Origin of the sequence: uncultured Psychrobacter sp. (assembly GCF_947500265.1) — a bacterium.
Lineage (GTDB): Bacteria > Pseudomonadota > Gammaproteobacteria > Pseudomonadales > Moraxellaceae > Psychrobacter.
Window position 1 is genome coordinate 1 of the sequence record NZ_CANMRN010000008.1, and the last position, 19,058, is coordinate 19,058.

Sequence of the window (19,058 nt, forward strand, 5' to 3'; positions counted from 1 at the left end):
TACGATGATGATGAGACTGATCCCACCAATAAACTGGCATAATCTAGAGATTAAGACGCTGAGCTTGACTAAAAATGTCATATAGCACCTGCCTTGTTATTCAAGGCTGATGCAATATCATTAGTATCATCATTTATAATGGGCCAAATAGCCTGAATGACTGCTAGAGATAATTTTTCTTTCATCATGAAATCCCTTCTTGATGGTTAAGCACTGTACTGATAATAGTGTGTTACGGGTTATTCTTTAGATCATGGCTGCCGCAATGTGGCGCCTGTTTTTAATTGCAATTCATCAAAGGTCAACCCCTCAACCATGTCACGCACCACCAACCCTTGCTCAGTAATATCAATCACCGCTAGATCTGTATAAATTCGATTAACGCATTTTTCGCCAGTAATAGGCAGGTTTAGGCTTTCAACAATTTTGGGTTCGCCATTTTTGCTAACGTGATCCATAATGACGTAAACTTTTTTGGCACCAACGGCCAAATCCATCGCTCCGCCAACGGCTGGAATGTCTTTTGGACGACCCAAAAACCAGTTGGCAATATCGCCATTTTTAGCAACTTCAAATGCACCAAGAACACATAGATCGATATGTCCACCACGAATCATGGCAAAAGAGTCACCATGGTGAAAGTAACTACCGCCTTTGAGTAGCGTGATATATTGTTTGCCAGCATTGATCAGGTCACCATCTCTATCGGCTTCTTCAGGGGCTGGCCCCATACCCAAAACGCCATTTTCACTATGCAAAAAAATGTCTTTATCTTTCGGTAGGAAATCAGCGACTTTGGTAGGCTGTCCGATACCCAAATTGACATACATGCCTTCTTCGATGTCTTGAGCAACGCGCTTGGCAATCTCATCAACTGAACGCGGAGTATAATTACTCATTACTTATCTCCTTCAATACAAACAACCTCATGCACAAAGATACCTGGCGTAATGATGTGTTCAGGATCCAACGCGCCCAATTCAACGACTTCACTCACTTGGGCGATAGTATGTTTCGATGCTGCCGCCATAATTGGACCAAAGTTACGAGCAGCTTTACGATAGGTTAGGTTGCCCCAACGATCGCCTTTAAAAGCTTTGATAAGGGCAAAATCTGCTTTAATTGGATATTCCAATACGTAGTTTACGCCATCGATAGTCCGTGTCTCCTTGCCTTCAGCCAGCAACGTACCATAAGCGGTCGGTGTATAAATCGCGCCAAGACCGCTACCGCCAGCTTGCATACGAGCAGCCAACGTGCCTTGTGGTACCACTTCGAGCTCAATCTTGCCTGAACGATAAAGATCATCAAAGATATACGAGTCATGCTGACGTGGAAACGAACAAATGATTTTGCGTACACAGCCTGACTTTAGTAATAGCGCCAATCCTGTCTCGCCATTGCCTGCATTATTACTCACGATTGTTAAATCTTTAGCATTACGCTCAATCAATGCGTCGATCAGCTCTGCTGGCTGACCTGCCAAGCCAAACCCACCTATCAAGATGGTTGCCCCATCATTGATATGGTTCATGGCATCGATGGCAGATTCTGTCACTTTATTTAACATGGAATCATCCTATATAAAAAGTTGAGTAGCTAGGTCTAAATAATTGAAACTCAACTATTTACTCTAATGCTTCAAATGGTAAGCCCACATAGTTTTCAGCAATCGTTGCTTTTCCAGCATCTGAATGAATAAAATAATCAAATTCAGCTTGCTGTACACGAAAATCGAAACGACCCGCACTCTGAAAACGATGTAATAACATAGTCATCCACCATGAGAAACGTACGGCTTTCCAAGCGCGTGCCAAGCAGATTTCTTGATAGCGAGGGATCAAGTCTGTACGTTCTTCCTCATATATTTTCACAAACAAACGAAACGCTGTTTCTACATCACTAGCTGCTAGGTTTAATCCTTTAGCGCCAGTTGGCGGAACAATATGTGCTGCATCTCCTAACAAGAATACTTTGCCATATTGCATCGTTTCACAAACATAAGAGCGTAGCGGTGCAATGCTCATCTCTATAGCAGGCCCAGTCACTAGTCGTTCAGCCATTTCTGGTGGAATACGGCGTTTTAACTCCGCCCAAAACTTTTCTTCATTCCAGTTTTCGATCTTGTCTGTATCAGGCACTTGGATGTAGTAGCGGCTTCTGGTTGGAGAACGCATCGAGCACAGTGCAAAGCCACGCTCATGAGCACAGTAGACCAGCTCTTCATTGACTGGTGGCGTGTCACTCATCAATCCTAACCAACCAAACGGATAGACTTTCTCATATTCTTCTAACTTATTAGACGGAATAGACTTACGCGAGACACCATGGAAACCATCACATCCAGCTATGTAGTCACAGTCTAGATGGAACGACTCACCGTTATGCTGATAAGTGACGTACGGTTTGTCTGATTCAATATCGTGTAGCTCAACGTTCTCTGCCTGATAGACAGTGACACCGCCTACTTTTTCACGCGCTTCCATCAAATCTCGAGTGACTTCTGTTTGACCGTATACCACGACATGTTTGCCGCCACTATATTTTTCTAGGTCTATATGATAGTGCTCACCTTGAAAACTAAAGTCAGTACCAGTGTGAACCAATCCTTCTTTATCCATTCGCTCACCAGCGCCCGACTCGCGAATCAGATTTACAGTGCCCTGCTCCAAAACGCCTGCACGGATACGTCCTAGGACATACTCTCCTGTTTGACGCTCTAAAATAATGTTGTCGATACCCGCTTTGGTCAGTAGTTGACCGAGCAATAAGCCTGATGGGCCAGCACCAATGATGGCCACCTGAGTTTTATAATTCATGAAATCCCTCTCATTACTTGATAAATTCCTATTTGCAATACATTTCTATCAACCGCTTCTTTACGAAAGCCATTAGCTATCCGTAAAAGTATTCTCTTAAAAATCAAAAAAGACAGTCTCTCCATCACCTTGTAAGTAGATGTCAAATCGGTAGCGAGGTTTGCCATCGCCTTGTTCTTTTTTGGCTATCAATGTTTTTCGACGTTCTGCTGAAGGCACACTGTTCAATATTGGACACTGCTCATTGGCTTCTTGCTCATCATTGAAATAGGCTCTGGTTTGCAGATGTAAATTAATACCACGTGCAAAAATGGCGATATTGACGTGTGGCGCCATGGGCTTACCATAAAAATCTACTTGTCCAGGTTTGACGGTATGGAAATGAAAATCCCCATCTAAAGCACAAGCACTGCGTCCAAACCCGCTAAACGGTTCTTTGTTATCAAAATTACTAATATAATTACCGTGGCTGTCTGCTTGCCATATCTCGATCAATGCATCATGTACCGCTTCGCCATTACCGTCGTATACATGACCGACCAATTCTATGTGCTCACCTTCAGCACCCTCTTTGGCCAAGTCTTGCCATATCTCGTCAGATCGTGACTCAAAACCAGCAATTTCTAACGCCAAACCGATATGTACAAAAGGACCTGACGTTTGGGAGGCCGTCTCACGCAACAGACCACTGTCGTCTTGTAATTTGTATTGGCTGTACATGATTTACTCCTCAAAATAGGTTTGTAATGCGCCGCGTACCACGATATCAAAACGATAGGCCAAACAGTCCATTGGCTTGCTTCTAGTCATATCCAAGCGTGCAATCATCGTTTCAACAGCCTCTGGATCTTTTAGCACTTGTACAATTGGGCACAGTGGAATAAGTGGATCCCCTTCAAAATACATTTGGGTAATCAGACGTGTAGAGATTGAAGGACCCATGACAGATACATGAATGTGCGCAGGTCGCCAAGTGTTGACCCCGTTCGGCCAAGGATAAGGCCCTGGACGCACTGTACGAAAACGATAGCGACCTTCAGCATCAGTGATACATCGCCCAACACCGCCAAAGTTAGGATCTAGTGGCGCCAGATAGCCATCTTTTTTGTGACGGTATTTACCACCAGCATTTGCTTGCCACATCTCAACCAACGTATTGGGCACAGGCTTACCGAACTGATCGATTACCTGACCATGCATGATGATACGTTCGCCAATAGGCAGACCTGCTTGCTCACCTTCTGCTCGAAAATTCATCAATAAGTCATTGTCATACTGACCGATTTCTAAACCATCAAATACAGGACCACTACGCTCTGAATCGCTCGCTCTTTGGAGACTGACCAACGCTTGACGCGGTGAACGTGCCACCGAGGTTTTGTAACCCGGCGTGTAAGGTTCTGGCTGCCAAGTGCGATCACGTGATAAAAAAGAGGGATACTTATGGCTCATTACATTGCTCTCCATTTTTATAAAGCAAACTTTATCAATATCGGGTGCTAACTAGCTGCTGTGCTAATTAACTGCTGTGCTGACTCATTGCTGCCTTAACTGATGGGATTGCCCCATCCATTATCTTTGGCTAAAGAAAACGCATGATTGGCCGCTGGTACGCCAGCATAAATCGATACATGCATCAGCACCTGACGTAGCTGATCTTCATTGATACCTAGACGATGTGCGGTACGTAAATGCAAGCCCAGCTCACCATCACGTCCAAGGGCAGCCAATATGGCAGTGGTAATCATGCTTCGTTGTTGCACAGTTAAGCTAGGATCTCCCCACAGCTCTCCCCAAGCATTACGTGTGATGAATTGCTGAAAAGACCCATCTAATGTTGTGGCATTATTGGAGGCTTTGGTAACATGATCTGCACCAAGGATTCGCTTACGTTGTGTAAGACCTTGCTCATAACCAATACCTGTCTGCCCTATAGAGTCACGCATAGGGTTGTTTTGTATGTATTCGACTAGCTGTTTGGGCATTTCAACCGCTGGCACATGCGCCAACCCGTCAAATACGGTTAATTCAGCATCGGTAAAAGCTTCTTGCAGTGCGGCAAGTGTCGCAGGCGGTGTAGAGACATCTTCTGCACCTGCTAGCAAGGCAACCTTGCCCGTATAACTTGCTAAGCGTTCACGGTTATCAACGTATGCAATCGCTTCACAAAGCTTGGCATAGCTCTCATCATCGTTGCGCGATAACTGTACTTGCCAGCCAAGCAGTGCATCAGGGTTTTGTTTAATATACGCAGGCGCAAACCAGCGCGGCACAATCCCTTCAGCCATTTGAGCCAAGCCCAAACTGCGAACGTTAGCAGCGCGTTCAGCCCACGCCTCTGCTGTCCCAATCACAGCACCTGTATTGGTGAGCCAAACCTGCTCTAAAGATTCTGGCGAAATTTGGCACAGGCTTTGTCCGATCATGCCGCCAATAGAAGTACCAATGAAACTAAAGCTTTCAATATCTAAAGTGTTTGCTAAGCTGAGCACATCATAAGCCAGCTGATCTATTGTCAAATCTGCACAGGCAGCGCCACTGCTGCCATGGCCCGGCAAGTCCCAACGTATGCAGCGATAATGACCATGCAGCTCATCACATACTTTGTCCCATACGTTACGACTCATGCCTAACGGATGCGCCATAAACAATGCTGGCAAGTAGGTTTCACCGCTATCTTGATAAGCAATGAGGTGTACGTCTGTTGTCAAAAATGCCATTATTGTTCTCCTGCTCTTGAAACCACTAAAGCAATACCTTGTCCAACGCCGATACACATCGTACAAAGTGCACGGTCTTTTTTGGTACGTTGTAACTCATGAATAGCTGAAATCAAAATCCGTGCACCAGAAGCGCCAAGTGGATGACCTAAAGCAATGGAGCCACCTTTAGGGTTCAATCTTGGATCTCGATCTTCTAATCCTAGTTCTCTAGAACATGCCAATGCTTGGGCAGAAAAAGCTTCGTTGAGCTCGATGATATCGATATCGTCTAAACTAAGATTAAGACGCTTTAATAGTTTTTGAGTGGCTGGTACCGGACCAATACCCATAATAGTTGGTGGCACGCCAGCAGTTGCCATCCCTTCGATCTTTGCCATGGGTGTTAGACCATATTTTTTTACGGCCGCTTCACTAGCGATTAACATCGCAGCAGCACCATCATTGATACCGGAAGCATTACCAGCAGTAATCGTCCCTCCTTCATAGATAGGACGCAGTTTTTCTAGAGCAGTCATATCAGTATTCGGACGTGGATGCTCGTCTGTATCGACGATTAGCGCTTCTTTCTTACGTCTCTCAATCGTAATAGGAGTGATTTCAGCCGCTAAACGACCATCATTTTGTGCTTGAGCCGCCTTTTGTTGTGACCACACTGCAAAAGAGTCTTGGTCTTCACGAGAAATATTATATTTTTCCGCTAGGTTTTCTGCGGTACGTGGCATCGCCTCTGTACCATACATAGCGTCCAGTTTTTTATTAATAAAACGCCAACCCATGGTCGTGTCTTGCAGCGTTTGACGACGATCATAAGCACCTTCAGGTTTACCCATCACAAATGGGGCGCGGGTCATTGATTCAACACCGCCAGCGAGTGCCAGTTCCATCTCACCACTGACTATCGCCCGAAAGGCCGTTCCTACTGCGTCTAGGCCTGAGCCACATAGTCGATTAATGGTTGTTGCCGGTACCTTTTCTGATAACCCTGATAACAAACCACTCATACGCGCAACGTTACGATTGTCTTCACCGCTTTGATTGGCACACCCCATAAAACTGTCTTCTATCGCACTATGATCAAAGTCAGGTGCATCATCAAGCACTGACTTTATTACTTGTGCTAATAGATCATCAGGACGAATATCAGCCAATGCGCCGCCATACCGACCTACTGCTGATCTTTTTGGATGACAAATATAGACTGCTGTCATATCTTGCTCCTAGATTATTTAGAAATACGCTGTTTTGTTCTTAATTAGAATTATTGTTCGTATAGTGAATTAAAATATACGTTTTATTGGCTTTTGTCAACAAGATTTGCTTTTTTTCCAAAATAAAAACCCACGCTAATTCGTGGGTTTTTATTGCTAAAAATTCTACTAATCTATGTAAGCAAACTGACAAAACATCAGGAAGAACAAGTAGTTTATCTTATCCAGTTAGGATCAATCCGATTCATCAACCGATAGTATGCTGGCCACTCAGGTAGCCTAACTTGGGCACCAGCTTGCGCCTCACCGCCCTCGAACTGCTCTCTGGTTTTAATCATTGCTTCATCACTGGCTTGAAGTAATTTACCACCAGAAGCCATTGCTTTTAGCTGAACCTCACAACCTTGTATAATTTGGTACATTCGCATGAATGCCCATGACACATCAGGGCCAGTGGTAATAACACCGTGGTTGTTGAGCATGAGCGTGTGATTGTCAGTACCAATTGACTCAACAAGTCGCTCTTGTTCTGTTGCATCCAATACAATGCCTTCAAAAGGATGATAACCAATACGGTCATGGAACATATACGCTTCCTGGAATAAAGGTATAAAACCACACTCCAAAGCACTAACTGCCTGTAAATCTGTATTGTGAGTGTGCATCACACAGTGAATATCAGGGCGACCTTTATGGATGGCAGTATGAATGACGTTGCCCGCTTTATTGATCGGAAACGGTGAGTCATCAAGTTTATTACCATCAAAATCTATTTTTACCAGATTTGAGGGGGTGATTTCGCTATATAAAAGCCCGAATGCATTAATCAGTAAATGATCTGTACCCGGAATTCGATATGAGATATGGTTATAAACTTGTGTGGTCCAGCCATAGTAGTCAACCATTCTATAGCATAATGCCAGCTCAATTCTCGCCTGCCACTCATGATCACTATAGCCAGGCGGCGTTACTATTGATTCAAAAATATCTTTCATTAAGCCATCCTTTTTTATTCTGGTTTTTCGCCCATGACGACTGCCCGATACATCTCTCTTCTGTAACCATCATAGTCATTAAACGCCTGATGCAAGCAGATTCGGTTATCCCACATGATAACCGTATTGTTATACCACTTAAGTCTGCAAACAAAAGACTCTTGGGTCACAAAACCTGCTAAGAAATCCAGTAGAGGACGTGACTCTTCTTCTGTCATACCTTCGATACCGCAGGCATAGGTTTTGTCTACATACAGTGATTTTTCGCCCGATACAGGATGTGTTCTAACCAGCGGATGATAAGATCCTTCAATCATTTTTTGTGTATCGACATCAAGCTCTAAACTACCTAATTCACCAGATTTTCTTTGCTGTGATTGTTTTTCAGCTTGCATAGAGCTCACAACGTGTTTAGCACTCATCCACACTTTAAGAGAGGCTATCATCTCTTTCATTGCTGGACTTAAGCTATTGTATGCGAGTACAGAGTTTGCAAATAAGGTATCACCGCCATATGGAGGCATATCTTTACCATAGTTGATCGCGATTGCAGGCGGGCAGTCTAAAAAAGCGGAATCTGTGTGCCAGCCACTGCCAAACACCATTTTTGTTTCAACAGTTGCTTCTTTGATGACTGGCTGGATGTTCTTATGCCCCTCTACACCTTTGGTATAGGCATCTGTTCCAAAATCACCAAATCTGAGCGTTATATTTTCATGATCCGTAAAAGAGATATCTTGCTCCCTAAAGAAGATAAGCTTATGCCTATACAAGGCCGCTTCGATCTCAGCAAAAGCGTCGTCGCTCACATTACTGAGATCTACGCCTTGTATTTCTGCTCCCATAGCTGCCGCTAAAGGAATAGCGGTAATATGCTTATAGTCTTTTGCGCCATTGTCAAACAGTCCGGTTGGATGTGTAATACTCTTCATAATTTTAATCCTTTAAAATTTTTTGTTGATTTTTATCAACTGTCGAATAGAAGACCAAAAAATACTTTTTTAGAGATAATCCCTTGTCAATCTTGAAAGTCACGCTTAGGCTCACCGCTTACAGCTAGTAAAAGGCTACATATTGGACAATCATTATGATTATCTACAATAATTTTGACTGTATACATGAGGACTACCTGACATTGTTTAAGCTTTACAGCCTGCACTGACCGTTTTTACCTTTTCATAGATACCATCAGCATCTAAACCTAATGCTTTAACATCACTCAGATATTTCTGAGTGCCTTGCAACAAAGGCTCTTTCCAATCAGGATTATTGAGCGGATCAGGAATGTCAACCATGATATGTCCAGCAGCACGCGCTTCTGCCATATATTTAGCATCTTCTCTATCTGTTACTTCGCCTACCAAATCAGACATCACTCTTCCTGAGTTGTCATCTAGGACTTTTTTAAGGTTATCAGGTAAATTCTCATATTTATTTTTGTTCATGGTCACGAGCAATGCTGAATTATAAAAAGGTATGTTGGTGTGCGCTTTAGTTAACTCGACCAGTCTAAAATCACCCGTTGGCTGCCAAGGAAAGCTAAGGCCATCAATCACGCCACGCTGTAATGAGGTGTAGATATCATTAGCTGGAAGACCCACTGGTGTGCCGCCAGTGGCTTCAATGATATCGCCTGCAATGGCTGATGGTCGACGAATACGCAAGCCCTTCATATCAGAAGGAACACGGATGGGTTCACCAACCGTATGAATTGCAGCCGGTCCTGCGCCCATGAGAAATAACAAATGCGTATCTTCATATTCACTGGCGATAGTGCCATCGTCATAAAGTGTTTGTAGAATGCAGCCCATTTGGGTGGCAGAGTTTGAAAGGCCGGGAAGCTCAGCAATCTGTGTGAGTGGAAAACGACCAGCACTGTAGCCGTGTGCCTGAGAGCCAATATCAACGACGCCTTTAGCAGCAGAATCATACATTACATCTGGCTTGCTCAGCGTTGCTGATGGATAAATCTCAACCTTTAACTGGCCATTAGATTCCGTCTCAATTTTTTTTGCCCATGGCTCAAAGACTTCAACATGCATCGCAGAGGTTGCAGGCCAAAAGTGTGAGAATCTTAAAACGGTGGTTTCAGTTTCAGAGCTTTGCTCATTTGATTGACTAGAACACCCTACCATGCCTAATGCCAAGGCTATTAGTACGGACATGCTTTTCATTTTGATATTGTCTTTGATTTTCATTTGCATACTTTCCTTGTATATAAACAATACATGAGTCAGCTTGAAGGCGGTCAATGCCAACTGCTCTACCATCCTTGGCGCTGCAGTAATATATTATGAATCTATTAAAGGCAACCTGTCCTTTTAAAGTAAAAAGGCAGATGGCAGCAAATAATTATCTCAATTTTCTTGATAAATATGATATTATTTGTTCTTTATTAGAATTAATGTTCATATTATGAACTTGACTATACTGTCCTTTTACCATGCTGTCAATAATTTATCTTTTAGAAAATACAGTTGTTTTGGGTGAGGAAACAGTCATTTTAAACCTAACTCTTGGCTGCTTAGGTTTACTAAAAGACAAAAAAAAAGGTTTCCAATGCAATTTTATATAAAGCATTGGAAACCTTTTCATGATGCTCATTCAATCGTGATTTCTATCTACTCACAATGTCGTATAAACTCAGACAGGTGGCAACATTTAGCTCGGCTGACTAGATATAATACGTTTGGATTTTTTCAGCGCAATCACGCAATATGGGCAAAAACTCTTTAATAAGCGTCTCTTTTGACACGCGCATGGCATTGGTACTGATATTGATAGCACCGACGAGTTCATCATTTGATTTATAAACAGGCAGTGCAAGGGATCGCAGCCCAGTATCAAGCTCTTGATCGACAACCACGTATTGCTCGTCATGAGCGGCACTTAACATGTTTTTGAATTGTTCACGATCAATGATACTAAAGGGTGTATACGCGTTTAGCTCGATTTTGTCGACATAATCTTCACGCTCATCTTCGGGCAGGCTAGCCAAGATAGCACGGCCCATAGAGGTGTAAGCGACAGGAAGCCGAGTACCTATAGAGAGCGAAATAGATAGCAAGCGATGCTTCGCAGCAGACCGTGCGATATAAACCACTTCATCATCATCTAGTACGGCAAAGGAACAAGATTCACCCGTTTTTTCGGTCACACGTTCGAGATAGAACTGCACGATGTCGTGATGATGCGCACTACTTAGATAGCTCGAGCCAATACTGAGCGTTTTGGGAGAGAGTTTGAATTGGCGCTTATCCTTATGAACATAGCCTAACGCATGCAGCGTCAGCAGATAGCGCCGCGCTTTTGCTCTATCCATATTGGTACATTCGGCAACTTCACTCAGCGTCATCGTCGAATGGTTGTCATCAAACGCTCGCAGAACACTTAATCCACCTGCGAGAGACGTCACGAAATCTGGACTATCAAAGGGTATTTTCTTATCTTGTTTCATAGATATATTATTCATACTTATCAAAGTTAGGGATTCTAAATGAAAATCAATCGATTAATCAATCAGCCTTTTGTACATTCTGATGTTGCCAATTCGTTTTCTGATCGGGCTTTCGTTCAAGCCATGTTAGATTTTGAGTTAACCGTGCTAGAAGTTCGAGAAAAAAATCAGCTTATCCCAAAAAACATCTTTCAACAATCCCGGCAAGCGTTAGCCTTAGAATTGTTTGATATTGACGCCATTGGAAAACAAACATATTTGGGCGGTAACGCTGCTATTCCTTTTGTGACACAAGCAAAGTCTTTACTTCCAGCTGATATAAAACCGTTCTTTCATCAAACACTGACCAGTCAGGATGTGATTGATACCGCAATGATGATGATGCTTAAACCGTCATTTAAATGCATTTATCAAGATTTGATTGAGGTATTGAAAGCTTGTGAGGTACTGATTCAAACACATCGTGCAACGCCGATGGCAGGCAGAACGCTAATGCAACAGGCGCTACCTATCACTTTTAGCACCAAAGTATCCCAATGGGCATCTTCATTGATAGCTATCATACCTAACTTAGCACAATTAGAGCAGTCAGGATTTTACTTACAATGGGGTGGTCCTGTTGGGGTAAGTAATGAAGAAAACGAGCATCATAAGCTACCGCAACAGGTAGCAGAGTCACTGGGTTTATCCGCTCCTCTACTCCCTTGGCACACAAATAGACAACCTATTTATGCCATTGCTTCTACATTAGATGCCTGTGCTGGGGCAATAGAAAATATCATCGAGGACATTGCTCTGATGTCTCAATCTGAGCTGGGTGAAGTTGCTGAACCGTCCATCGAGGGAATGGGCGGCTCCTCATCGATGCCGCACAAGCGCAACCCTGTCCTATGCGCTTTGATAAAAACCGCCACGTTGCGGATGCATGGACATATGAGTGTGATTAGCAATAGCACAGCCCAGCCTTTTGAGCGCGCATTAGGACAGTGGCATGCTAGCTGGGTCCCTTTGACTGAAGGCACAGCTCTGATGGCAGGTGCTGTATCGTATTTGAAGACACTATTGCAAGGACTGCAAGTCTACCCTGAGCGTATGACGGCCAACCTTGATTTAAATAGCGATGCCTATCTAATCAAAGGCCTAGAAAAACATTTTGAGGCAGACAAAGACAAAATCTACCCGTTGATTAATCAAGCGAGCCAACAAGCCCACAGTCAGCATCAAGGGTTTACAACTACCTTTTTGGCTTTGCTATCAGAGCAATCTATAGATTTGAGCAATCATGATGCGCTTAAAACAGTTTTATCGCCTTTGACCTACTGCGGTGCAGCGCAAAGACAATGTCAAACCATATTACAAGCTATTGAAGATATCACTTTAGAAATTGGGTTCTACAAGCAATAAAGCAGATTGACAGAAAAGTAAAAACAAGGTATTTTTAATTCACTATACGAACAAGAGTTCTTATTTAGAACAAAACATCGAAAAAGGATTTTATGATGCGACAGATACTGCCCCTCAGTTTGACGTTAGCGGCTATGATTGGATTGACTGGCTGCTCGCAGTCGAACGAAACTGCAACGGCGAGTACTGAAGAAGTCACCACATTACGTTTTTCACATTTTTGGCCAGCAACGGCAGCCACTCATTCGGAAATCTTTGAGCCTTGGGCCAAAAAAGTCGAAGAGGAATCTGAAGGCCGTATTAAAGTTGAAATATATCCTTCAGCAACTCTTAGCAAACCTGATGCTACTTACGATGCAACTGCCAAAGGCACCGTCGATATAGGCTCTCAGCTACAAGGCTATACCAATGGCCGCTTTCCATTAACCCAAGTAGCAGAGTTACCAGGCCTTTCTAACTCAGCGATTCAGATGAACTGTATGCTACAGACTCTATATGATGATGGGGTGATATCGAGTGAATACGAAGACACTCATTTGTTATTTATGATGGGTACTGGTCCTGGCGGGATGCATACTATTGATAAAGCCATCCGCACACCAGATGACCTAAAAGGGTTGCGTATGCGTCGCCCATCAGCGATTGCTGGAGATATTATTGAATCTGCAGGCGGTACACCAGTAGGTCTACCTGCCACTGATATCTATACGTCTCTTCAACGTGGTGTTTTGGATGGCTTGAGCTTACCGTGGGATGCGACAGGCTCTTTTAGACTGATTGAGCTGACCAATACTCATACTAATATTCCTTTTTATAGCTCTGCCATCATGGTCACCATGAATAAAGATAAATACGAGAGCCTTCCTGACGATCTCAAAAAGGTTATTGATGATAACTCTGGCAAAGCCATGGCTGCGATGGCAGGCAAAGTCTTTGATGCAGAGGACGCAAAATTCATGGCAGAAGCCAAAGCAAAAGGCGACACTATGATAGACATTCCTGATCCATTAAATGACCCACAATGGAAAGGCCCATTAGAAGCGGGTACTAAAAAATACCTAAACGATGTCGCAGCATTAGGTCTAGACCCTCAAGCTGTCTATGAAAAAGCCAAAGAAGCTAGTGCGGCTTGTAAGGTTTAGTGACCTGTAGTTATTTTTTTGTGTTTAGCATCCCATATCTAGCGCCAGATGTTTAACGCTTTGTATGAGTAATCTAACTAGAGTCACCCTATTAGGGTCTCTGAATATTATTCAAAATAGTTAAATATAAGGTACTCTCATCTTAATCGGCATACAAAAGGAATGATCATGAAATATCAGTTACCTGACTCTTATATGGCAGCAGTAATTCGCCAGCAAGCAGGACAGTTCCAAATTGAGCAAGTTAAACCCACTTCTATCAGAGACGATGAGGTGCTGGTACGCGTAGTGGCAACAGGTATGTGTCATACTGATATGGTCGCACGTGATCAAGTTTTTCCAGTTCCGCATCCAATAGTTCTAGGTCATGAAGGTTCTGGCGTCATTGAATATGTCGGTGACGCAGTCACAAATATCGAGCCAGGCGATCATGTGGTCATGACCTTTTTAAATTGCAATAAATGCACAGCTTGCTACGAAGGTCATCCTGCTTATTGTGAAAACTTCAATCAGTATAACTTTTCTGGTCAAAGGAATGATGGATCGCACGCCTTGATCGCAGACGATGATACTGAGCTAAATGATCGTTTTTTTGGACAGTCATCATTTGGTGAGTATGCCGTGGCAAATGCTCGTAATGTCATTAAAGTGCGTAAAGATGCACCACTGGAACTACTTGGTCCGTTAGGCTGCGGCATACAAACTGGTGCTGGTACTGTGATGAACGCGCTCAAAGTGACTCCTGGTTCTAGCTTTGTGGCCTGGGGCGGTGGTGCTGTAGGTCTATCAGCCATTATGGCAGCCGCGGCCATAGGCGCAACAACCATCATTTCAATCGATATTGTCCCCTCACGCTTGGAGTTGGCACTTAAATTGGGAGCAACCCATATCATTAATAGTCAAGAAGAAGACACCATCGATCGTATTCAAGAAATTACAGGTGGCGGCGCACAGTTTGCAATGGATTCTACTGGTATTGGTAAACTTGTATCAGACATGATGGTGTCTTTATGTCCACGGGGTATTGGTGCAATTGTTGGAGCATCTAAACCAGGTACCACAGCGGCACTAGATTTGACAGATATAATGCAAAACTGTAAAAAACTTATTGGTGTGGTTGAAGGTGACAGTGTTCCCAGTATTTTAATACCAGTTCTAGTAGATCTCTATATGGCGGGCAAATTTCCATTTGATCAGTTAGTAACATTTTATGAGCTCAAAGACATTAATCAGGCAGCAGAAGATAGTGAGAAAGGCATCACTCTTAAGCCTATCGTTAGAATGGAGTCAGATGATATTTTTACTACAAGTTGATGAAACAGATTAGATAGTCTTTTTTTATGATTTAAACGCTTTTACTCCATAACAATATTGTTCATTCCAGAACACTTGAATTAAACTTGGGATAGATGAGCCAATAACTAGTTCTTAGTGAGCTGGTTCAGTTATTCATGTTGGTGAAGTATATTTATTTTATATAGGACAAGGTACGGTAAAACGTGCTATTTAAGCTTGGAAAGCTATAGCTGCACCTAACACGGTCTATTCATCATCGGCTTGCTCAGACAGTTGATTAAAAACCTACCCCTACACTAAATATTTGTATTTTTTATCTGTTTCTCAGCGACAGCAATGTACGAGCCAGAACATAACTGCTTAGGTGATGATGACCTCACTATCGAGGGACTGAGAATCTGATTATAATGAACGTATAAACTTATCTTTAGATATTAAAAATACAAAAGAAAGGTTGTCAACGCTATACCAAATATAGCTTCGGTAACCTTTTTTAATTTGGTTCTTTACTTAGGTGATATTGTTAATATTGGGGTTTGAACCCACGCCGCCTTCTGCGCCAATGACCAGTACTGATAAAGTATTTGTATTTGCATCAGCACTATTGTCACTTGCAGCGCCCTCAACGTTTTCAGAAACAAGTACCTGCAAGTGGTTGAACAGCATCTCCCAAGCAGTGATAATAGCGAGTAGTAATGCAGCCGCCTCAACAAATGATAAAGAAGCTAGCGTGTGCCCAACGATACGCTCATCGACCAACTGGTACTCAGCATTGCTGCGAAATTAGTTCGAACACAGAGCCGCTATCTGTTGCTAAAACAAATTCTTTCAGGTAACGATAGCAGTACTTTTATCGTAGCCAATATATCGATATTACATGAGCTATTTGAGAGACTGAAATATTCAAAGCCCTTAAAGATAGGCTGCATATGACATATAGACCTCTCAGACCTTTAATATTTTTAGGTGAGGTTGTTAATATTGGGGTTTGTTCGCAAGCTATGATGGCCTTTGTTATCAAAGTTCTGATTTGATATGATGTTGGGCATTAAATTGCTTATGTGTTAACCGCTCGTCTGCATCCATGGTTAAAGGCTCAACTTCCTTTAAAGAGTGCAAACAACGTTTGGTAAGATCTATATATTGCTGAGTACCATGAGCTTTCCAAGCCAACTCCTTTTCTTCAAGTTCTCTTATCACTTTTGTAGGGCTGCCTAATGCCATGACATTTGGCGGAATGATCATCTTCGCTTTAACGGTACTATTAGCACCAATAATGCTATTTTCACCTACTTCTGCTAAATCTAAAATGACACTATTCATTCCGATGAGTGCATTCTTTCTCACAATACAGCCATGTAGAATGGCTGCATGTCCAATATGACCATACTCTTCAACCACTACTACATGGTTGGGAAAGCCATGTATAATGCAATTATCTTGTATATTGGCGTTTTTTTTGACACGAATACCACCGAAATCAGCACGTAATGACGCAAGTGGACCAACATACACACCTGCTTCAATTACAACATCGCCAATGATCACGGCAGTTGGATGAACATAAGCATCTGAGCTAATAACCGGTATTACACCGTCAATGGCATAGCAAGGCATCATCGTTTCCTTATCAAGAAATGTCAAAAAAAGTTTAAAGTCATCATTCGCTTAAGTTCCTTCAGCAAACTTTAACCCACCAAAGCGTTTATAAAACTGTGGCCGTGCTGGCGGCATGGTTCCCTCAGCAGTGCGGGCAATGTTAAGAAAAAACTCTTCTGACGAACTAATAATCATTTGGTACACATTACTGGTCAAATTACGCGCGGTCAGTGCCAGCCAATCCGATGGCAATAGTTCTAGAGGTAAATTCGGATCTTTTAATAAGATACGTCGGTACTGGTGAATCAGTAGAATACGAATTTGAAACGCTTGTAGTTGATTAAACTCACCATCTTCGATGAGGCTCAAAACATTACGAAAGTCGTTAATAAATTTATCATAGCGTTGATGCAGCTGCTCGATGGGCCAGTTAACCTCAATCATACGCTTGAGTGTTGGGTATGACTCTTGCCACAATTGCAAGGCTTCGGCACGAAACACTACAACTTCTTCGGTCATATTGAGATTAAATAGTAAGTTTTGCAGCTGCAGTTCATCACAGCTCGGATAGGCCATGAGATTGGTGGTAATATTGGCAAACCCTAACCACTCCAATTCTTTTTTGAGGAGGGTTTTGTTTCCAAGATCAACCGAGCTTAATAACACCAAGTCCCATTTTTGATCCCACTCACCCTGATGTAAACCATAAATTTTTTCATGGGCGGCAGCAAAGCGTTCACGGCTGACTTCGGTAATGCGGTAGTAACTGGTACGCCCGATTTTTTCGGAGCTTAACCAATCATTTTGCACTAAGCGAAACACCGCAGTACGCACGGAGCGTTCGTTAAAACCGAACACATCCATGAGTTGAATTAGACTGGCTAAACTAATAACCCCTCCTCGTTGAAAGATACAATCACCAAAGATTGACATAATTAACGAGGTGCCACTTAATACGTCTTCACAGGTAAGCTCATCAATACATTGTTTTAATTTAGCATTCATATCATTTATTCATCGTCTAAAAGGCACGCGATAATACCCAAGGGACTATCGTGTGGGGTTAATTACATTAGGCAGGTACAGCAGTATTACGTAGGTCAATAACACGTTGAGCTTTACCTTCAGAACGAGGTAACATACCTTGTGGTGAGACTTCTACATGAACGCTGATACCCACCATGGTTTTTATTTTTTGTTTAAGTGTATTGGCCAACTGCATCACTTCGATACCACTGGCATCACTACGTGACTCAACATGGATACATAGGGTGTCTAAGTGACCGTGCTTGAGGATATGGATCTGATAGTTTGGCAGTAATTTTGGTACTTGTAAAATCTGTTCTTCGATCTGCGAGGGAAATACATTAACGCCACGAATGATCAGCATATCATCACTACGGCCAACAATCTTTTCCATACGACGCATCGTTCGTACAGAGCCTGGTAATAAGCGGGTCAAATCTCGGGTACGGTAGCGAATGATAGGCATACCCTCCTTAGTAATAGTGGTAAACACTAATTCGCCAAGCTCGCCATCTGGTAGTACTTCTCCGGTCTGAGGGTTAATGATTTCTGGGTAAAAATGGTCTTCCCAAATGGTTGCGCCGTCTTTAGATTCTAAGCATTCCATGGCGACACCTGGGCCCATGACTTCTGACAGACCGTATATATCTAGCGCATCAATACCTAAACGCGTTTCGATTTCTTGGCGCATGGCGTTAGTCCACGGTTCAGCCCCAAAAATACCGGTTTTGACAGAACAGTCTTTGGCTGTACCAAATTTTTTCTCTAACGCTTCAATAATGTTCAAGCAGTAAGAAGGGGTAACCATTAATGCGGTTGGTTTAAAGTCATGGATTAGCTGGGCTTGGCGATCAGTTTGGCCACCTGACATTGGAATAACCGTTGCGCCTAATCGTTCAACACCATAGTGCGCACCCAAACCACCAGTGAATAGGCCATAACCGTAGGATACTTGGATGGTATCTTTGCTAGTGAGGCCAGCCGCACGCAGTGAGCGTGCGACGACATCCGACCAAGTCACGATATCTTGCTTGGTATAACCGACCACGGTAGGTTGGCCTGTAGTACCTGATGATGCATGAACACGGACGATCTGTTCACGTGGGACGCTAAACATACCGAACGGGTAATTGTCGCGCAAATCTGATTTGGTTGTGAATGGGAATTTGGCTAAATCTTCTAACGATTGACAGTCTTCGGGGTGGACACCGACTTGGTCAAATTTCTTCTTATAAACAGGGTTGTTTTCGTAGGCGTGTTTGAGTGTTTCTTTCAAACGTTTCAACTGTACGCTACGCAATTCGTCTACTGACGCAGTTTCGATGTGTTCCATAACGTTATGATTCATGTAAAACTCCTTTTCGTAGTCATCCTGACTACATTTCCAAT

Annotated in this window: 17 protein-coding genes and 1 pseudogene; 3 read left to right on the forward strand and 15 right to left on the reverse strand. The window is 42.9% G+C overall.

The features are described from left to right. Window positions 1-251: 251 nt before the first annotated feature. The 11 genes from Q0788_RS11160 to Q0788_RS11210 all read right to left on the reverse strand — a co-directional run bounded on the left by Q0788_RS11160 (window position 252) and on the right by Q0788_RS11210 (window position 11,202). Window positions 252-899, reverse strand: coding sequence for a 3-oxoacid CoA-transferase subunit B (locus Q0788_RS11160; protein WP_298810608.1), 648 nt, complete (start codon window positions 897-899; stop codon window positions 252-254). Further along, window positions 899-1,570, reverse strand: coding sequence for a 3-oxoacid CoA-transferase subunit A (locus Q0788_RS11165; RefSeq protein WP_191115247.1), 672 nt, complete (start codon window positions 1,568-1,570; stop codon window positions 899-901). Before Q0788_RS11165 ends, Q0788_RS11160 begins: the two co-directional genes overlap by 1 nt. Before the next feature lie 58 nt (window positions 1,571-1,628). Further along, on the reverse strand, window positions 1,629-2,819 hold the full coding sequence (gene pobA, locus Q0788_RS11170; protein ID WP_191115246.1) for a 4-hydroxybenzoate 3-monooxygenase: 1,191 nt from the start codon (window positions 2,817-2,819) through the stop codon (window positions 1,629-1,631). 96 nt (window positions 2,820-2,915) lie between these two features. Further along, window positions 2,916-3,539: a protocatechuate 3,4-dioxygenase subunit alpha gene (pcaG, locus tag Q0788_RS11175; protein WP_298810614.1), complete on the reverse strand. Its 624-nt coding sequence runs from the start codon at window positions 3,537-3,539 to the stop codon at window positions 2,916-2,918. Between the two features lie 3 nt (window positions 3,540-3,542). Continuing rightward, window positions 3,543-4,271, reverse strand: a complete 729-nt coding sequence (gene pcaH, locus Q0788_RS11180; protein WP_298810616.1) for a protocatechuate 3,4-dioxygenase subunit beta — start codon at window positions 4,269-4,271, stop codon at window positions 3,543-3,545. A 95-nt stretch (window positions 4,272-4,366) separates the two neighbouring features. Then, complete coding sequence (locus Q0788_RS11185; RefSeq protein ID WP_298810618.1) at window positions 4,367-5,539, reverse strand: alpha/beta fold hydrolase; 1,173 nt, start codon at window positions 5,537-5,539, stop codon at window positions 4,367-4,369. Next, a complete protein-coding gene (pcaF, locus tag Q0788_RS11190) occupies window positions 5,539-6,750 on the reverse strand; it encodes a 3-oxoadipyl-CoA thiolase (RefSeq protein ID WP_298810621.1) in 1,212 nt (403 codons plus the stop codon). Before pcaF ends, Q0788_RS11185 begins: the two co-directional genes overlap by 1 nt. 215 nt (window positions 6,751-6,965) lie before the next feature. Beyond that, window positions 6,966-7,745 carry a class II aldolase/adducin family protein gene (locus tag Q0788_RS11195; RefSeq protein WP_298810624.1) on the reverse strand — a complete coding sequence of 260 codons (780 nt, stop codon included), beginning with the start codon at window positions 7,743-7,745 and terminating at the stop codon, window positions 6,966-6,968. A 14-nt stretch (window positions 7,746-7,759) separates the two neighbouring features. Further along, window positions 7,760-8,677 (reverse strand): TauD/TfdA family dioxygenase, encoded by a 918-nt coding sequence (locus Q0788_RS11200; RefSeq protein ID WP_298810626.1) that lies wholly within the window; start codon window positions 8,675-8,677, stop codon window positions 7,760-7,762. 207 nt (window positions 8,678-8,884) lie between these two features. Further along, window positions 8,885-9,943, reverse strand: a complete 1,059-nt coding sequence (locus Q0788_RS11205) for a TRAP transporter substrate-binding protein (protein ID WP_298810957.1) — start codon at window positions 9,941-9,943, stop codon at window positions 8,885-8,887. A gap of 476 nt (window positions 9,944-10,419) precedes the next feature. Further along, window positions 10,420-11,202, reverse strand: coding sequence for an IclR family transcriptional regulator C-terminal domain-containing protein (locus Q0788_RS11210; RefSeq protein ID WP_298810628.1), 783 nt, complete (start codon window positions 11,200-11,202; stop codon window positions 10,420-10,422). A gap of 39 nt (window positions 11,203-11,241) precedes the next feature. Here Q0788_RS11210 and Q0788_RS11215 point away from each other — a divergent pair, with 39 nt between their 5' ends. From Q0788_RS11215 to Q0788_RS11225, 3 genes are all read left to right on the forward strand, one after another. Next, window positions 11,242-12,606 carry a lyase family protein gene (locus tag Q0788_RS11215; RefSeq protein WP_298810630.1) on the forward strand — a complete coding sequence of 455 codons (1,365 nt, stop codon included), beginning with the start codon at window positions 11,242-11,244 and terminating at the stop codon, window positions 12,604-12,606. Between the two features lie 95 nt (window positions 12,607-12,701). After that, entirely contained in the window at window positions 12,702-13,748 is a 1,047-nt protein-coding gene (locus tag Q0788_RS11220) for a TRAP transporter substrate-binding protein (protein WP_298810959.1), read from the forward strand. A gap of 168 nt (window positions 13,749-13,916) precedes the next feature. Further along, window positions 13,917-15,062 (forward strand): NAD(P)-dependent alcohol dehydrogenase, encoded by a 1,146-nt coding sequence (locus Q0788_RS11225; RefSeq protein WP_298810633.1) that lies wholly within the window; start codon window positions 13,917-13,919, stop codon window positions 15,060-15,062. Window positions 15,063-15,686: 624 nt separating this feature from the next. On the opposite strand, the pseudogene Q0788_RS11230 reads toward Q0788_RS11225, so the two are convergent. The 4 genes and pseudogenes from Q0788_RS11230 to paaK all read right to left on the reverse strand — a co-directional run. After that, window positions 15,687-15,821 (reverse strand): annotated as a pseudogene (locus Q0788_RS11230) (zinc-binding alcohol dehydrogenase family protein); the annotation flags it as partial. 240 nt (window positions 15,822-16,061) lie between these two features. Then, window positions 16,062-16,661, reverse strand: a complete 600-nt coding sequence (locus Q0788_RS11235; protein ID WP_298810636.1) for a gamma carbonic anhydrase family protein — start codon at window positions 16,659-16,661, stop codon at window positions 16,062-16,064. A gap of 51 nt (window positions 16,662-16,712) precedes the next feature. Beyond that, window positions 16,713-17,648: a PaaX family transcriptional regulator C-terminal domain-containing protein gene (locus Q0788_RS11240; RefSeq protein WP_298810638.1), complete on the reverse strand. Its 936-nt coding sequence runs from the start codon at window positions 17,646-17,648 to the stop codon at window positions 16,713-16,715. Between the two features lie 67 nt (window positions 17,649-17,715). Next, a complete protein-coding gene (gene paaK, locus Q0788_RS11245; protein ID WP_298810641.1) occupies window positions 17,716-19,017 on the reverse strand; it encodes a phenylacetate--CoA ligase PaaK in 1,302 nt (433 codons plus the stop codon). Window positions 19,018-19,058 lie beyond the last annotated feature (41 nt).

Bases quoted from the DNA above. Each gene is read 5' to 3' on its own strand.
- Q0788_RS11185 (WP_298810618.1), bottom strand. From the start codon at position 5,539: ATGGCATTTTTGACAACAGACGTACACCTCATTGCTTATCAAGATAGC.
- Q0788_RS11225 (WP_298810633.1), top strand. From the start codon at position 13,917: ATGAAATATCAGTTACCTGACTCTTATATGGCAGCAGTAATTCGCCAG.
- Q0788_RS11205 (WP_298810957.1), bottom strand. From the start codon at position 9,943: ATGAAAATCAAAGACAATATCAAAATGAAAAGCATGTCCGTACTAATA.
- pobA (WP_191115246.1), bottom strand. From the start codon at position 2,819: ATGAATTATAAAACTCAGGTGGCCATCATTGGTGCTGGCCCATCAGGC.
- pcaH (WP_298810616.1), bottom strand. From the start codon at position 4,271: ATGAGCCATAAGTATCCCTCTTTTTTATCACGTGATCGCACTTGGCAG.
- Q0788_RS11165 (WP_191115247.1), bottom strand. From the start codon at position 1,570: ATGTTAAATAAAGTGACAGAATCTGCCATCGATGCCATGAACCATATC.
- Q0788_RS11210 (WP_298810628.1), bottom strand. From the start codon at position 11,202: ATGAAACAAGATAAGAAAATACCCTTTGATAGTCCAGATTTCGTGACG.
- pcaF (WP_298810621.1), bottom strand. From the start codon at position 6,750: ATGACAGCAGTCTATATTTGTCATCCAAAAAGATCAGCAGTAGGTCGG.
- Q0788_RS11200 (WP_298810626.1), bottom strand. From the start codon at position 8,677: ATGAAGAGTATTACACATCCAACCGGACTGTTTGACAATGGCGCAAAA.
- Q0788_RS11235 (WP_298810636.1), bottom strand. From the start codon at position 16,661: ATGCCTTGCTATGCCATTGACGGTGTAATACCGGTTATTAGCTCAGAT.
- pcaG (WP_298810614.1), bottom strand. From the start codon at position 3,539: ATGTACAGCCAATACAAATTACAAGACGACAGTGGTCTGTTGCGTGAG.
- paaK (WP_298810641.1), bottom strand. From the start codon at position 19,017: ATGAATCATAACGTTATGGAACACATCGAAACTGCGTCAGTAGACGAA.
- Q0788_RS11220 (WP_298810959.1), top strand. From the start codon at position 12,702: ATGCGACAGATACTGCCCCTCAGTTTGACGTTAGCGGCTATGATTGGA.
- Q0788_RS11195 (WP_298810624.1), bottom strand. From the start codon at position 7,745: ATGAAAGATATTTTTGAATCAATAGTAACGCCGCCTGGCTATAGTGAT.
- Q0788_RS11215 (WP_298810630.1), top strand. From the start codon at position 11,242: ATGAAAATCAATCGATTAATCAATCAGCCTTTTGTACATTCTGATGTT.
- Q0788_RS11240 (WP_298810638.1), bottom strand. From the start codon at position 17,648: ATGAATGCTAAATTAAAACAATGTATTGATGAGCTTACCTGTGAAGAC.
- Q0788_RS11160 (WP_298810608.1), bottom strand. From the start codon at position 899: ATGAGTAATTATACTCCGCGTTCAGTTGATGAGATTGCCAAGCGCGTT.